Raw genomic sequence first — 15092 nt, 5'->3', positions numbered from 1 at the left:
AATAGATGGCGATAGCCGACCCGGCTGTCGCTTCGTGAGCGCTGTCGGAGGGGTTGGGCTTTGTCCGAATTGAACGGGGGTTCCCACGGGGGTCCCTCAGGTCCGGTCGCGTTTCGCGCCCGGCCGTTCCAGCCGGACGAATTCTCCGATATCCAGCTGCTGCGCGCCCATGCCGGCGGTCAGCACCACGCGTTCGGCGAACTGGTGCGCCGGCACAACGACCATCTCTGGCAGACCGCCCTGCGCACCTCCTACACGCGCGAGGACGCCGCGGATTCGCTGCAGGACGCGCTGCTGGCCGCACACCGCACCGCCGCGTCGTTCCGCGGGGAGTCCGAGGTCCGGAGCTGGCTGCACCGGATCGTCGTGAACGCCTGCCTGGACCGGATCCGGCGCAACAAAGCCCGCCGGGCGCTCTCGCTGAGCCCGGAGCACATGCCCGAACCCCTCGACGACCGGGACGCCTTCGCCGAAATGGAGATGTCGATGGTGGTGGAGCGAGCCCTGTTCGCGCTGCCGCCGGACCAGCGCACCGCCCTGGTGGCGGTGGAGATGGAGGGGTATAGCGTGGCCGACGCGGCCGCGCTGCTGGGTGTGCCGGAGGGCACGATCAAGAGCCGCTGCGCCCGCGGTCGGCAACGTTTGCAAGAACGCCTGGAATTTCTGCGCGATCCACGGAACCGGAAGTAACCGCAATGCGTCATTAATAGTGACGAGCAAGCAGACGATACAACCCACGGCAGAACGAGACTCTGGAGGTGCGATGGCGACCCGGTCCGATCCGCAGCCTCCTTTCTCGCCGGAGCTGCTGGCCGACCTGCACGGGGATGGTCTGGCGCCCGAGGCCGCCGCCGAGCTGTGGCCGCGCGTCCGGGAGGATCCGCAGGCCCAGAGCTATCTGAACTCGCTCGACGAGGTCAACGCTGCGCTGCGCGCCTTGGCCGCGGGGGATCGTCCCGCGCCGCCGATGCCGGCCGATGTCGCTGCCCGCCTGGAGTCCTTCGTCGACGCCCTGGAGCCCGGCACGCCGCCCGAGGCCACCGCGCACCACCCGGATTTCGGCGCCGCACCGCCCGAATCCAGCACCCCGGGCCCGATCTCGCTGGCCGACCATCGCCGCAAACGGCTGCGCTGGCTGGCCGCGGCGGCCGCCGCCGTGGTGCTGCTCACCGGCGCGGGCTTCGCGATCCAGCTCTTCCGCGACGCGGACGGCGCACCCGGCGTCCCCACCGCCCAGCCGCCCACCCCGGGGCCCACGACCGAGGAGAGCATCCCGGCCACGGTCGCCCTGGCCGCGCTGGGCCGCTTCGAGGCCACGGGCGATCTCGCCAGCCGCGATACCCTCGGCGCCTGCGTCGAGGGCGCGGGCCTGGGCGCCCGCAAAATCCTCGGCTCCACCGACATGACCTTCGCCGGCGCCGCCGCCGTTCTCATCCTGCTCACGGGCCCGGACGGGCAGAAGATCACCGCACTGGTCGTCGGCACCGCCTGTACACCGGCCGATCCGCAGGTAAAGGACGTCAGGGACATCGGCTGAGGGCGCAGGACGGTAGATTCCCCCGGGAACAACGGACATTACGCTGTTGTTGACCGAACCGTCCCACGTTTTTCCTCTCGGAAGGGTCCCATGACTACGCCAGTTCGCGACCTGATCATCGTCGGCTCCGGACCGGCCGGCTACACGGCCGCCGTGTACGCGGCCCGCGCCGAACTCCAGCCGCTGCTGTTCGAGGGCACCCAATTCGGCGGCGCCCTGATGACCACCACCGAGGTGGAGAACTTTCCCGGCTTCCGCGAAGGCATCATGGGCCCGGACCTGATGGACGAGATGCGCGAGCAGGCCAAGCGTTTCGGCGCCGACATCCGCACCGAGGATGTCGAGGCGATCGATCTGTCCGGCCCGATCAAGTCCGTCACGGTCGGCGGCGAGACCTACCAGTCCTACGCGATCATCCTGGCCATGGGCTCGGCGGCCCGCTACCTCGGCGTACCGGGGGAGCAGGACCTGCTCGGCCGCGGCGTCAGCGCCTGTGCCACCTGCGACGGCTTCTTCTTCCGCGGCCAGAACATCGTGGTCGTCGGCGGCGGCGATTCGGCCATGGAGGAGGCGACCTTCCTCACCAAGTTCGCCGAGAGCGTCACCATCGTGCACCGCCGCGAGGAGTTCCGGGCCTCGCGCATCATGCTGGAGCGCGCCAAGGCGAACGAGAAGATCACCTTCCGGCTCAACTCCGAGGTGGTCCAGGTGAACGGCACCGACAAGGTGACCTCGCTCACCCTGCGCGACACCAAGACCGGCGAGACCTCCGAGCTGGACGCCACCGGCCTGTTCGTGGCCATCGGGCACGACCCGCGCAGCGAGCTGGTCAAGGGCCAGGTCGAGCTGGACGGCGAGGGCTACGTGCAGGTGCGCGACCCGGGCACCGCGACCGACGTCGCGGGCGTGTTCGCCGCCGGCGATCTGGTCGATCACACCTACCGCCAGGCCATCACGGCCGCGGGCACCGGTTGCCGCGCCGCGATCGACGCCGAGCGCTGGCTGGCCGAGCAGGGTGACATCACCTCCAACACCCTCGACCACGCCGGCCGGCCCGTCGCGGCGAATTGACCTCCCCTTTTCCCTGATTCAAGGAGATACACCCATGTCCGCTAACACGGTCACCGTCACCGACAAGGACTTCGCCGATACGGTGCTGCTCAGCGAGAAGCCCGTCCTGGTCGACTTCTGGGCCACCTGGTGCGGCCCCTGCAAGATGGTCGCCCCGGTGCTGGAGGAGATCGCGGGCGCGCACTCCGACAAGCTGACCGTCGCCAAGGTGGACGTGGACGCGAACCCGGAAACCGCCAAGGAGTACAAGATCCTGTCGATTCCGACCATGGTGCTCTTCGAGAAGGGCAAGCCGGTCAAGCAGATCGTCGGCGCCAAGGGCAAGGCGGCGCTGCTGCGCGAGCTCGAGGGCATCATCTGAGACCGGGCAATCCCCTAACGAACCCCGCAGTCGGACTGCGGGGTTCGATCGGGTAATCTCCCCGTTTAATCCCCCAGGGCCCGGCGCTGTAATTCGCGGTGTCATATGGACATCGCGGCCCCACGACGCGCCGTAGGATGCCCTGGACCCCGCGAATTGCCGAATTCCGGGGCAGGTCTGAGACAATCGACCACGCGCCATTAGCGACGGGCCCACCCAGCCGGTAGCCTGCGTGGCGGTGCGAACGAGCACAGCTCCGGTCGTGCGAAGGTGTAGGCCCTCGCATGAGTGGGTACCCGGATTGACGGAAGGAAAGGGCTCTCACGCATGCACCGACTTCGTCACGGCGACACCGGTCCAGCCGTCGCAGAGGTTCGGAGCACTCTGGCAAGTCTGGGGTTCCTGCACACGCACGCGGCGGACGCCGGCGACGCGCGTGAGTACTGGAAAGACACCGAAGCCTCCTTCGACCACCAACTCGATTCCGCCGTCCGCGCGTTCCAGCAGCATCGCGGTCTGCTGGTCGACGGCGTGGTCGGCCCCGCGACCTACCGCGCGCTCAAGGAAGCCTCCTACCGCCTGGGCGCCCGCACCCTGATCTACCAGCTGTCCGCACCGCTGTACGGCGACGATGTCGCGACTTTGCAGCGCCGCCTGCAGGATCTGGGCTTCTACGTGCACCGCGTCGACGGCTACTTCGGCCCGCACACGCACGAGGCGCTCACCGCCTTCCAGCGTGAGATCGGGCTGTCCGCCGACGGCATCTGCGGCCCGGAGACCCTGCGCTCGCTGGAACTGCTGGGCGCGCGCGTCACCGGCGGCAATCCGCACCGGATCGCCGAGGAAGAGGTCGTGCACCGCGCGGGTCCACAGCTGACGGGCAAGCGGATCGTCATCGATCCGGGCCTCGGCGGCCCCGACAAGGGCCATGCCGTGCCCTCCGAATACGGCGACGTCTACGAATCGGAGATCCTCTGGGATCTGGCGAGCCGGCTGGAGGGCCGGATGGCCGCCACCGGCATGGAGACGTTCCTGTCCCGCCCGTGGGGCGCCAATCCCAGCGATGCCGAGCGCGCCGAAACGTCCAACGCGTTCGACGCCGACCTGATGATCTCGCTGCGCTGCGCGACCAACCCGAGCCAATCCGCCAACGGCGTAGCCGGTTTCCACTTCGGCAACTCGCACGGCTCGGTCTCGATGATCGGCCAGGTGCTGGCCGGCTTCATCCAGCGTGAGGTGGTGGCCCGCACGTCCCTGCAGGACTGCCGGACGCACGCGCGCACCTGGGATCTGCTGCGGCTCACCAAGATGCCGACGGTGCAGATCGATATCGGTTACCTCACCAACGATTACGACTCGTCGGTGCTGACCAACCCGCGAATGCGCGACGTCATCGCCGAGGCCATCCTGATCTCGGTGAAGCGGCTGTACCTGCTCGGGCAGGACGATCAGCCCACGGGCACCTACACCTTCGCCGAGTTGCTGGCCGAAGAACTGGCCGCCGCCGATCGGGCCTGATCGCCCTCGGCGCCAACGACATACGAGAAGCCCCGGCCGCGCAGGCCGGGGCTTCTCGTTTCACAGGTCAGGGTGCGCCGATGCGGAACGGCACCTCGAGCTCCGCCGCGGCCAGCAACTGGTCCAGGGCGCGCTCCACGTCTTCCTTCCAGCCGTGGTCGGAGTTCAGCTCCAACCGCAGCCGCGGGAACCGGTGATGCGCGGCGACGACCTCGAAGCCGGCGTCCTCCAGGAAGTCCGCGTCGATCATGCAGGTCTCCGGCGAACAATCGGCGGCCGGATTCTCCCGCACCGGCGCGCCGATCCGCTCCATCAGCATCATGGAGCCCACCGACCGATCGGACATGGCCTGCGTCGCCGGGCCGTTGCGGATGCCGAACGCCTCCAGTGCCCGCACGCCGCGCCGCACCAGATCGGCCACCACCGCCTGTAGCAGCCGGTGGGGTACCTCCGAGTCGGAATAGCGGAATTCGGTCCGCAGCGTGGTCAGCAGGACGGCGTCCGGGCTGACGGGGGAGGTGGGAAAGAGTGCGGCGCGCGGTACCGCGCTGGGCGGGGAGTACAGCGCCGCCCCCGCGACCTTTCCGTCCACGGCGGCGACCTGGCCGCAGGCGCCCCACTCCAGCAGCACGGTGGAAAGCCAGGCTTCCTTTTCGAAGACCGGATCGCTGAATGCGCGGGAATCCGCGGCGACGGCGGGATCGATCTCCCAGAAAACGCAGCGCCTGGCGTGCGCCGGGAGCTTGTCGAGTTCTCCGAGGGAAAGTGCTGTGACGCTGGTCGACACCGCTCTGCTCAGCCTCCAGCTGTCCGATTCATCCATGCGATCGCGCACGCCGCTCTGTTGCCATTGTTCGCCAGCAAGAATAAGCGATCAAAGAGGACACGCTTTACTCCACTCACTGTGCTGTTGTCGGTTGGCCCCGCCGGACCGGAGACCCGTGCCCGGAAAACCCGCCGTCACAGTGACGTTTCGGCGGTAGACACGGGTCTGTGGGATTTACGGGGCGATTTTGGTCACTGGTCGAGCTGTTGCTGCTGCATCATCCCGACAATGCGTTCCAGATCTTCGACCGAACCGAATTCGACGACGATCTTGCCCTTGCGCTTACCTAGGCTGACGGTGACGCGGGTGTCGAACGACTCCGACAGCCGCTCGGCCACGTCCTGTAAGCCGGGCATGTGGATCGGCTTGCGCCGCGGGGCCGGGGGAGTGGTGACATTCTCCGGATCGCGATTCGCCAGTGTCACGGCTTCTTCGGTGGCGCGCACCGATAGGCCCTCGGCCACAATGCGTGCGGCGAGCACCTCTTGGGCGTCGGCGCCGGCCTCCAGACCCAGCAGCGCACGCGCGTGGCCGGCCGACAGCACGCCCGCGGCGACCCGGCGCTGCACCGGGATCGGCAGCTTCAGCAGCCGGATCATATTGGTGACCACCGGCCGGGAACGGCCGATCCGCGACGCCAATTCCTCGTGGGTGACGTCGAACTCCTCCAGCAGCTGCTGGTACGCCGCCGCTTCTTCCAACGGATTCAATTGCACCCGATGGATGTTCTCCAGCAGCGCGTCCCGCAGCATCGCGTCGTCGGCGGTCTCCCGGACGATGGCCGGAATGGTCTCCAGCCCCGCCTCCTGGCAGGCCCGCCAGCGGCGCTCGCCCATGACGAGCTGATAGCGATCCTTGCCCGGTTCCAGGCGGCGCACCACGATCGGTTGCATGAGGCCGAACTCGCGAATGGAGTGCACCAGCTCCGCCAGCGCCTCGTCCTCGAAGACGCTGCGCGGCTGCTTGGGATTCGGTTCGATCTGAGTCGGCGGGATCTCCCGGTAGGTGGCGCCCGCGGCATTCACCTCGACGTCGTCATCGGTCGGGTCGGGCACCCGATGCAGATAGGCCGAAGCGGGTTGCGGGCCGATGGGATCGACCCCGATCACCACATTGGCCGCGGCACTGCCCATTCCGGGCGCGAGGCCGTGTGTGGCCCCGACGGCCTGCTCACCCACGGGACCTGTCGGGATCAACGCGGCGAGGCCGCGCCCCAACCCACCCTTCTTCGCCTGACTCATCGGCTTACCGATCCCTTTCTCGTCCGCCACACCGGAACTACGTCTACGCTGCGCCGCCGGCGGCGGCCTTCGTCATCGCCCGTTGCGCCATTTCCCGGCCAGCGTCGAGGTAGCTCATCGCACCCCGGGAGCCTGGATCATAATCGAGAACAGTCATGCCGTATCCCGGTGCCTCCGAGACCTTTACGCTGCGGGGGATCACCGACTTCAGCACCGCGTCGCCGAAGTGGGCGCGCACCTCGTCCGCGACCTGGTCGGCCAGCTTGGTGCGGCCGTCGTACATGGTGAGAATGACCGTCGACACGTGCAGATCGCGATTCAGATGCGCCTGCACCAGACCGATATTGCGGAGCAGCTGACCGACGCCCTCCAGTGCGTAGTACTCGCACTGGATCGGGATCAGCACCTCCTTCGCGGCCACGAGCGCGTTGACCGTGAGCAGGCCCAGTGAAGGGGGGCAGTCGATCATCACGTAGTCGATGTCGTAGCCGGCGATGTTCGCCTGCTCGATGGCCGTCTTGAGGCGACCTTCGCGAGCGACCATCGAGACCAATTCGATCTCGGCGCCAGCTAGGTCGATGGTGGCCGGAATGCACAGCAGGCGTTCATTGTGCGGGCTCTGCTGAATCGCCTCCTGGACCGAGACCTCGCCGATGAGAAGTTCGTAGCTGGACGGCACACCCGAGTGATGCTCGATACCGAGGGCGGTGCTGGCGTTGCCCTGGGGATCGAGATCGATCACGAGCACCGTCATCCCCTGATGCGCCAGGGCCGCGGCGAGATTCACCGTCGTAGTCGTCTTACCGACGCCGCCCTTCTGGTTTGCGATGGTGATGATCCGCTGCTCGTTCGGTTTCGGCACAGTCACCTTTCCTGGATGCAGTATCTGGCTGGCGCGCTGCGCTTCGGCCGCGATCGGGGTCTCGCTTGCGGAGATGTGCCCGAACGGTGTGCTTCCGAAGGCTTCCTGGTCGAGGTTGCTGGAGTCCAGCATCCCCGGCACGCGCGACGTAGTTTCCCGTGAAACATTCGCCGGACCGCTCGACATAACAGCTCCTAACCGAGAACTTCAGATCACGCACCATCGGCGAACGCCGACGCATGTGACTTCAAAAAACCAGCTGAGTCGGATTGAACATCGAGCGGCGCCATCCCGCATACCAACATTCCTCCGTGGCACCAACGCTCACGCCCGACGCCCCATAGCTTGCCAGCCCCGGCCAGGTTTAGAAAGCTGAATCGCGGTGCGACGCACCGGACAAGCCAATTGCCCACCCCGCCCCTCCCACTTTCGCGATGTTTCACATGAAACACGGCGCCTCACACTCTCACTGCTCGCCATGTTTCACATGAAACAACCGCAATGCCACGCGCCTCCCGGCGAAGGCGAAGCGATGGATTCACGTGAAACAACGAACGCGCTTGAACGGCAGGGGATTAGCAAGTCGACCGGAGATGCCCCGCTGCGCCTTTTGATATCCCACTTGGTTGCCACTGGCCGATAGGAAGCGTCAGGCTCCCACGCACATCGATCCCGACCTGACGTCACCTCGGGAGCGACTCACAGCGGCGAGTTTCGCCGGACCATTTAGCATGCCTCACTCAAGGCGCTATGGCTGGCTACGCCGACCCGGCCCCCAACGCGAGCCGTCGAGGCACCCGCGAACGATATACGGCCGCAGCGTCGGCGCAGCGCGATCGGTGACACCCGTCGAGGTCCGCCAGGCCGACCGGGCCGGCCCGCGAGCGGAGCCGCCATATCGGCGGGGCTGCTTGGGCGACCGCCACCGGAGACTTCCGTCGCGACAGCGGAATCCACGCGAGCGACGGCCTCGGGATTCCGCCCATCGAGAGCCGCAACCGCCAGACCGTTTGGAGCGCAGCGAACGGCAGCGGTCGGATCAGATCCGCCCGCTCGATTCCGGCGTAGGCGGTCTTGCCCAACGCGCACTTCCACCGGAGGTGGACCATTCGACAGGGCGAGGAGTGGCCCCGAGCTTCAAGACACCAGCCGACCGAACCATGTGAAGCCGCAGACAGTCGGCGGCGTGTGCGATAGATCAGCCCCGCGACTTGTTGCCGCGCGCAACCCGCCGGCGCTGCGGCCGTTCGGCGCGGGGGAGCAGCTCGGCACTGATCACCACGGTGGGCGTGGTGACGACACCGGTGCCGCATTCGAGGACTTGGAAATTCGCGGCTCCGGCCCGAGTGAGAGCTTCGGCGTCGCGTTCCAATTCTTCGACCGCGCTGACACCCTTCAAGGCGAGCATGCGGCCGTGGTCGCGGAGGAGGGGGAGCGACCACTGGGCCAGCTTGGCGAGCGGCGCGACGGCGCGCGAGGTGACGACATCGGCACCGCCGGCTTCCTTCATCACACCGGACTGTTCGGCGCGGCCGCGAACCACGGTGATGTCGAGGCCCGCCGATTCGATGAACTCGCTGAGGAAGATGGTGCGACGAAGGAGCGGCTCGACCAAGGTGATGTGGAGATCGGGTCGGGCGATACCGAGCGGGATGCCGGGGAGCCCGGCGCCGCTGCCGATATCGACCACCGTGGCGCCCTCCGGGATCAACTCACCGAGCACCGCGCAGTTGAGGATGTGGCGGTCCCAGAGGCGCGGCACTTCGCGCGGTCCGATCAGACCGCGCTCCACACCGGCGCTGGCGAGTGCCGCGCAGTACTGGCGCGCGATCGGCAGCCGCTCGCCGAAAACCTGGGCGGCCTCGACGGGCGGCTCCAGCTCGCCCGGCAGGGGAGTGCTTGCACCGAGATCCCGTTCCACGTGAAACATCCTTCCGCGTTCGATAGGTAAACAGTATTGAAGCGCTCATCGGCGGTTGCGTCCGGGACATGGAGAAGGCCCCCGATCCGAAGACCGGAGGCCCTGTCCAAATCGTCAGGGTGACGAAACACGCCGCCCCCGGATGCTCGCGGAGATCAGGCGGGAACGACCACCACGTGGCGGTTGGGCTCCACGCCCTCGCTCTCGCTCTCGACCCCGTCGATGGCCGCGACCGCGTCGTGCACGATCTTGCGCTCGAACGGCGTCATGGCCGCGAGTGCTTCCGGCGCACCGGATTCCAGCACCCGCTTCGCGGCGGCGGTGCCGAGCGCACTCAGCTCCTCGCGCCGCTTGGCCCGCCAGCCCGCCACGTCCAGCATCAGACGACTGCGCACCCCGGTCGCCTGCTGCACCGCAAGCCGGGTCAGCTCCTGCAGCGCGTCGAGCACCTCACCGTTGCGGCCGACGAGCTTCGACAGATCCCGGCCACCGTCGATGCTCACCACCGCGCGGTCGCCTTCGACATCCAGATCGATATCGCCGTCGAAGTCCAGGACGTCGAGCAGCTGTTCGAGATAGTCGCCCGCGATCTCCCCTTCTTCGATCAGGGCTTCCTCGGAGTCGGTCGCGACTTCAGCTGGCTCCGTCTCAGCGCTCACCATCGTCGTCGCCACTGTGGCGTCCCCTCCGTCGGTCTCAACAGTCATATGGTTTTCCTTCATCTGCTCGCCGCGACCGCCTGGCCATCGCCGCCGGGTGGTACGCGATCAAGGGTTGCTGCTGCGAGCGGGGCGGTCAGCGCCGCCGCTTCTGGTTGGCGCGGCCGCGGTTCGGGCGCCTCTGGTTGCCGCCGGACCGACGCTGGGCCGGGTTCTTGGGCTTCGCGGTGCCGTTGGTCGACACCCGGTCGACCGGGTCGACGGCGTCCTCGACCGCGTCCACCGAATCGGCGTCGGCCGGCTTCTTCTTGGTGTTGACCGGCTTGGCGCCCGGCTTGGGGGCGTTCTGCGCCCGCTGCTCGAGCTTCTGCAGCTTCTTCTCCTCTTCTTCCTTGGCCATGCGGCCGAAGACGAGGTGCTGCTGCCCGTAGGTCCAGATGTTGTTGGAGACCCAGTACAGCAGGATGGCGATCGGCAGGAACGGGCCACCGACGAGCACGCCGAGCGGGAACACCCACAGCGCGAGCTTGTTCATCAGGGCGGCCTGCGGGTTGGCCGCCGCCTCCGCGCTCTGACGGGCGACCGAGGCGCGCGCGTTGAAGTGCGTCGCGAGACCGGCGATGACCATCAGCGGGATGGCGACCGCGGCAATGGCAACCCGGGACGGCAGGACGCCGTCGATGGCGAACGCCTGCAGCTCGCTGACCGGGGTGGTGATGAAGGCGGAGATCGGCGCACCGAAGAGGCGGGCCGCGAGGAAGGACTGCACGTCGGCCGCGTTGAAGACGTAGTTCGGCGTGTTCGCGTTGTCCTGGATGCTCATGCCGAGCTGACCGAAACCGTGGCCGGTCCGGTTGAAGGAGCGCAGCACGTGGAACAGACCGAGGAAGACCGGCACCTGCGCCAGGATGGGCAGGCAGCCCATCAGCGGGTTGAAGCCGTGATCCTTCTGGAGCTTCTGCATCTCCAGCGCCATCTTCTGGCGGTCGTTCTTGTACTTCTTCTGCAGCTCCTTGATCTGGGGCTGCAGCTCCTGCATCTGCTTGGTGGTGCGCACCTGCTTCACGAACGGCTTGTAGAGCACGATGCGGAGCGTGAAGACCAAGAACACCACGGCGAGCGCCCACGCGATGCCGCTGTCGTCGCCCAGGCCGGGGATGGCCGCGAAGACCCGGTGCCAGAACCAGAGGATCCAGGACACCGGGTAATAAATGAAGTCGAGCACGGCTCTATGCACTCCCGTCGTTCGGTTCGCCGATCACCGCGGCGGGTGATCCTGTACAAGCGTGTGGCGCCGCTGCGTCCGCAGTGTCGGCGGTAGCGGACCCCTCCGAGCGATCGGGCAAACGATCACCGGCGGTGTTCCGCGCGCGGCGCTCCGGAACGGGGTCCCATCCACCAGGGTGCCAGGGCGCGCATTTGAGCAAGCGCACGACCGTCAATCCGAGTCCGACGAACAGGCCCCGGGTGCGCAACGCCGTGACGGCGTATTCGCTGCAGGTCGGGGTGAAGCGGCACACCGGCATCCGGGTGGGGGAGACGTAGGTCCGGTACAGCTCGATCGAGAAGATCAGCACGCGAGCCGGCAGCCGCACGAGGCTTCTCACGACGACCGCGCCCCATCGAGTTTCCGCAGCGCGCCCCGCAGCTGACGGAGTAGCTCGTCCGAGCTCGCGTCGGCGGCACCGGGCAGCGCACGAATCACGATATCGGCCTCGGCGGGTAGATCGGGGATCACCTTGCCGCACATATGACGCAGGCGGCGGGCTACCCGGTGTCGAATCACCGCGGAGCCCACCGCCTTGCTGACAATCAATCCGAATCGCGGACCGCCCACGCGGACCAGCGCATCCGCCGGAGCGTTCAGCTCGGGCGATACGCCGTCAGGTCCACCAGTGCCCACGATTCCGTCATACCCGCGCACGAGCGCGTGTACGACCAGATCTCGCCTCCCGATTCGCTGGCCGCGGCGCACCGTCCGGGAGAAGTCGGCACGATGATGCAACCGATACGGCTCAGGCAACACCCGAGCGTCCGAATGCGAGGATCAGGCAGTCAGGGTCTTGCGGCCCTTGCCGCGACGCGCGGAAACGATGGCGCGGCCCGCACGGGTCCGCATCCGGAGACGGAAGCCGTGAACGCGCGCCCGACGACGGTTGTTCGGCTGGAACGTCCGCTTGCCCTTGGCCACGGTCAACACTCCTCGAGTTGTGGATGCCTGCGGCATCCGATAGCTGGTCGGTAAAACGTGTGTGCGCGATGCTGAGTCGATCAAGCATTGCAAGCTCGGTCATCATCGATGCGCGTCGGTCCTGGCGCACAGGGTCGATTACGACCTCAACGCGGTCAGCACAGGACCGCCACCGCACCAAGGGGTGACTGTACGAGGGTACTGATCCGCCAGATGCGGGTCAAACTCGGCCCCCCCGGATGCCGGTCATCGGACCAGGTAGGGGTGATGAACAGGGCTGTGGACTGTTCGCCGGCTTATCAACACCCCTAGGCGCGCACCCGGGCCTCGCGATCTTGCGATAGCCAGTCGATAGCTGAAGAACCGCTGGTAGGAGCGACACACCGGCCGAGCTGAAGCACGTTTCCCATGTCCCCAGGGTTTTCCACATCTGTGGATAATTGTGTGGAAACACCCCTCCGGTGGCATATTCGTAGGCCGACGGCTATCAGCCGCTACCTGGAACCGGAGGATCCCCACAGCGCTCAGGCTCGCGGGATCACTGTATCCATCCACGGTAGATGCCCGCGTGCCCCGGTCGTCTGCGCTCCAATCGACAACTACTGGGGAGGACACTGCATGGACGACGAGCAGAACGTGTTGGCCACTGTGTGGCCCGAGGTGATCGCTGAGCTCACCACCGGCTCGCCCGACGGCGCCATCCCCCCGGTCACCAGAGCACAGCAGGCCTGGCTCAAGCTGGTCAAGCCGATCACCGTGGCGCAGGGCTTCGCGCTGCTCTCGGTGCCCTCGTCGCTGGCCCAGGAAGCCATCGAACGCGATCTGCGCGAGCCCATCCTGCGTTCCCTCGGCCGCCGGCTCGGTCCGCAGGTCGAAGGACTCGGCGTGCGGATCGCCGCGCCGCCCCAGTCGAGCAGCGAGCGGTCCGCGGCGAATCCACGGCATGCCCGGATGACCAGCCGGCCCGAGCGCCGGGAACCGCGGCGCGCCCCGGCGCCGGAGTTCGGCGCGCGCGCGGAATACGGCCAGCCGCAGCGGTACGGCGCGGCCACCGATTACGAACCCGCCCCGGAGTATCGCCAGGCCGGCGGGGAGTACGCGCCCGCCGCCGACTACCAGTCCGCGGGCGGCTACGACTCCGCACCGAACTACGACTCGGGCCAGAACTACGAGTCCGCTCCGGGTTACGACTCGGCGCCCGGCTACGAGTCCACCCCGAATTACGAACCGGCGCAGGGCTACGAGGCCGAGTACCCCGCGGCGACGGAGTTCGAGCCGACGCCCGAGTACGCCTCCGACGACTTCTACTCGACGCCGAACAACTACTCCGCTCCGGCGCCCGCCCCGGCACCGGAGCCGCCGACGCGATCGAACGGGTCGGGCCGCCGCGAGTCCGGGCCGCCCGGACAGGAGTCGTTGTTCACACCGGAGCCGGTGCCGCAGCGCGGCCGTGACTCGAACGGGCGCGCCCCGCTGCACGAACCCGAACCCGTCGGCGCCGCCACGCATCAGCCGGTGCGGGAGCCGCAGGCCCAGCCGGTGCGCGACACCCGGCCCGCGCACGCCGACCACCAGGACGACGACGAACCGGTCGTCAGCGCCCGCAACTCCTGGCCGACCTATTTCACCAAGTCGCAGGAGACGCCCGCGCCGAGTTCCTCGGCCAGCCTGAACGCCAAGTACACCTTCGAGACCTTCGTCATCGGCGCGTCCAACCGGTTCGCGCACGCGGCCGCGGTCGCCATCGCGGAGGCGCCGGCGCGGGCCTACAACCCGCTCTTCGTCTGGGGCGCCTCGGGTCTGGGCAAGACGCACCTGCTGCACGCGGCGGGGCACTATGCCCAGCGGCTGTTCCCGGGCATGCGGGTGAAGTACGTCTCAACCGAGGAATTCACCAACGACTTCATCAACTCACTGCGCGACGACCGCAAGGTGGCGTTCAAGCGCCGCTACCGCGAGACCGACATCCTGCTGGTCGACGACATCCAGTTCATCGAGGGCAAGGAAGGCATCCAGGAGGAGTTCTTCCACACCTTCAACACCCTGCACAACGCGAACAAGCAGATCGTGGTGTCCTCGGACCGTCCGCCCAAACAGCTTGCGACGCTGGAGGAGCGGCTGCGGACCAGGTTCGAGTGGGGCCTGATCACCGATGTGCAGCCGCCGGAGCTGGAGACCAGGATCGCGATCCTGCGCAAGAAGGCGCGGATGGACCGGCTGGACGTGCCGCACGATGTGATGGAACTGATCGCCAGCCGGGTGGAGCGCAATATCCGCGAGCTGGAGGGCGCGCTGATCCGCGTCACCGCGTTCGCCTCGCTGAACGGCCAGCCGCTGGATCTCCCGCTGGCCGAGGTGGTGCTGCGCGATCTGATGCCGGAGACGGCGGCGCTGGAGATCAACGCCGCCACGATCATGGCCGTGACCGCGGAGTACTTCAACACCACGCTGGAGGAGCTCACCGGCCCGGGCAAGGCGCGGCCGCTGGCACAGGCGCGCCAGATCGCGATGTACCTATGCCGTGAACTCACCGATCTCTCGCTGCCCAAGATCGGGCAGGCGTTCGGCCGCGACCACACCACGGTCATGTACGCGGAGAAGAAGGTGCGCAAGGAGATGACCGAGCGCCGGCGCGTCTACGACCAGGTCCAGGAGCTCACCGCTCGGATCAAGCAGCGTTCCCGCTAGGCCGCTCCCGATCTACTAACACCCGTTGTCTCCAGGGTGAACCGGCTGTTGATTCCACACCTGTGCACTGCTCCTGACCAGGGGCAGTGCACTTTTTTTGGTTGTGGATTCCTCGAGGAATTCCTGGGGAGTCCTCGAGGAATCCACGGGTTTGTGCACCGATTCCCCCACACCCTGTGGAGGCTGCCTGGGGGCCGTCGCTCACAGCCGGTTGTCC

Annotated in this window: 15 protein-coding genes; 6 read left to right on the top strand and 9 right to left on the bottom strand. The window is 67.4% G+C overall.

The window, feature by feature from the left end:
- The first annotated feature begins 60 nt into the window (after window positions 1-60).
- The 5 genes from sigM (at window position 61) to AB0I43_RS06870 (ending at window position 4487) form a co-directional block, all read left to right on the top strand.
- Window positions 61-690: an RNA polymerase sigma factor SigM gene (sigM, locus tag AB0I43_RS06890; protein ID WP_356971929.1), complete on the top strand. Its 630-nt coding sequence runs from the start codon at window positions 61-63 to the stop codon at window positions 688-690.
- Between the two features lie 73 nt (window positions 691-763).
- A complete protein-coding gene (locus AB0I43_RS06885) occupies window positions 764-1537 on the top strand; it encodes a hypothetical protein (RefSeq protein WP_357431501.1) in 774 nt (257 codons plus the stop codon).
- Window positions 1538-1627: 90 nt separating this feature from the next.
- Window positions 1628-2608 (top strand): thioredoxin-disulfide reductase, encoded by a 981-nt coding sequence (trxB, locus tag AB0I43_RS06880; RefSeq protein WP_356971927.1) that lies wholly within the window; start codon window positions 1628-1630, stop codon window positions 2606-2608.
- Window positions 2609-2642: 34 nt separating this feature from the next.
- Window positions 2643-2969: a thioredoxin gene (trxA, locus tag AB0I43_RS06875; protein WP_356971926.1), complete on the top strand. Its 327-nt coding sequence runs from the start codon at window positions 2643-2645 to the stop codon at window positions 2967-2969.
- A gap of 327 nt (window positions 2970-3296) precedes the next feature.
- Complete coding sequence (locus AB0I43_RS06870) at window positions 3297-4487, top strand: N-acetylmuramoyl-L-alanine amidase (protein WP_356971925.1); 1191 nt, start codon at window positions 3297-3299, stop codon at window positions 4485-4487.
- 67 nt (window positions 4488-4554) lie between these two features.
- Here the strand turns inward: AB0I43_RS06870 and AB0I43_RS06865 are convergent, their stop codons facing one another.
- The 9 genes from AB0I43_RS06865 to rpmH form a co-directional block, all read right to left on the bottom strand.
- Window positions 4555-5274: a GNAT family N-acetyltransferase gene (locus AB0I43_RS06865; protein WP_356971924.1), complete on the bottom strand. Its 720-nt coding sequence runs from the start codon at window positions 5272-5274 to the stop codon at window positions 4555-4557.
- Window positions 5275-5504: 230 nt separating this feature from the next.
- A complete protein-coding gene (locus tag AB0I43_RS06860; protein ID WP_356971923.1) occupies window positions 5505-6554 on the bottom strand; it encodes a ParB/RepB/Spo0J family partition protein in 1050 nt (349 codons plus the stop codon).
- A gap of 43 nt (window positions 6555-6597) precedes the next feature.
- A complete protein-coding gene (locus tag AB0I43_RS06855) occupies window positions 6598-7602 on the bottom strand; it encodes a ParA family protein (protein WP_356971922.1) in 1005 nt (334 codons plus the stop codon).
- Window positions 7603-8614: 1012 nt separating this feature from the next.
- Entirely contained in the window at window positions 8615-9346 is a 732-nt protein-coding gene (gene rsmG, locus AB0I43_RS06850) for a 16S rRNA (guanine(527)-N(7))-methyltransferase RsmG (protein ID WP_356971921.1), read from the bottom strand.
- 146 nt (window positions 9347-9492) lie between these two features.
- Window positions 9493-9999 carry a protein jag gene (locus AB0I43_RS06845; protein ID WP_356972250.1) on the bottom strand — a complete coding sequence of 169 codons (507 nt, stop codon included), beginning with the start codon at window positions 9997-9999 and terminating at the stop codon, window positions 9493-9495.
- Window positions 10000-10132: 133 nt separating this feature from the next.
- Window positions 10133-11221 carry a membrane protein insertase YidC gene (yidC, locus tag AB0I43_RS06840; protein WP_356971920.1) on the bottom strand — a complete coding sequence of 363 codons (1089 nt, stop codon included), beginning with the start codon at window positions 11219-11221 and terminating at the stop codon, window positions 10133-10135.
- A 4-nt stretch (window positions 11222-11225) separates the two neighbouring features.
- Window positions 11226-11603, bottom strand: coding sequence for a membrane protein insertion efficiency factor YidD (yidD, locus tag AB0I43_RS06835; protein WP_356971919.1), 378 nt, complete (start codon window positions 11601-11603; stop codon window positions 11226-11228).
- A complete protein-coding gene (rnpA, locus tag AB0I43_RS06830) occupies window positions 11600-12022 on the bottom strand; it encodes a ribonuclease P protein component (RefSeq protein WP_356971918.1) in 423 nt (140 codons plus the stop codon). The genes yidD and rnpA overlap by 4 nt, the downstream gene beginning before the upstream one ends.
- A gap of 21 nt (window positions 12023-12043) precedes the next feature.
- Window positions 12044-12187, bottom strand: coding sequence for a 50S ribosomal protein L34 (rpmH, locus tag AB0I43_RS06825; RefSeq protein WP_209885332.1), 144 nt, complete (start codon window positions 12185-12187; stop codon window positions 12044-12046).
- Window positions 12188-12805: 618 nt separating this feature from the next.
- On the opposite strand from rpmH, the gene dnaA reads away from it, so the two are divergent.
- Window positions 12806-14875 (top strand): chromosomal replication initiator protein DnaA, encoded by a 2070-nt coding sequence (gene dnaA / locus AB0I43_RS06820; RefSeq protein ID WP_356971917.1) that lies wholly within the window; start codon window positions 12806-12808, stop codon window positions 14873-14875.
- Window positions 14876-15092: the final 217 nt, after the last annotated feature.

Origin of the sequence: Nocardia sp. NPDC050435 (genome assembly GCF_040655395.1) — a bacterium.
GTDB lineage: Bacteria > Actinomycetota > Actinomycetes > Mycobacteriales > Mycobacteriaceae > Nocardia.
This window is presented reverse-complemented; position numbering and strand designations above follow the sequence as displayed.

Excerpts from the sequence above, each read along its gene's own strand:
- AB0I43_RS06885 (WP_357431501.1), top strand. The coding sequence starts at position 764 with ATGGCGACCCGGTCCGATCCGCAGCCTCCTTTCTCGCCGGAGCTGCTG.
- trxB (WP_356971927.1), top strand. The coding sequence starts at position 1,628 with ATGACTACGCCAGTTCGCGACCTGATCATCGTCGGCTCCGGACCGGCC.
- trxA (WP_356971926.1), top strand. The coding sequence starts at position 2,643 with ATGTCCGCTAACACGGTCACCGTCACCGACAAGGACTTCGCCGATACG.
- AB0I43_RS06870 (WP_356971925.1), top strand. The coding sequence starts at position 3,297 with ATGCACCGACTTCGTCACGGCGACACCGGTCCAGCCGTCGCAGAGGTT.
- AB0I43_RS06860 (WP_356971923.1), bottom strand. The coding sequence starts at position 6,554 with ATGAGTCAGGCGAAGAAGGGTGGGTTGGGGCGCGGCCTCGCCGCGTTG.
- AB0I43_RS06855 (WP_356971922.1), bottom strand. The coding sequence starts at position 7,602 with ATGTCGAGCGGTCCGGCGAATGTTTCACGGGAAACTACGTCGCGCGTG.
- rsmG (WP_356971921.1), bottom strand. The coding sequence starts at position 9,346 with ATGTTTCACGTGGAACGGGATCTCGGTGCAAGCACTCCCCTGCCGGGC.
- AB0I43_RS06845 (WP_356972250.1), bottom strand. The coding sequence starts at position 9,999 with ATGGTGAGCGCTGAGACGGAGCCAGCTGAAGTCGCGACCGACTCCGAG.
- dnaA (WP_356971917.1), top strand. The coding sequence starts at position 12,806 with ATGGACGACGAGCAGAACGTGTTGGCCACTGTGTGGCCCGAGGTGATC.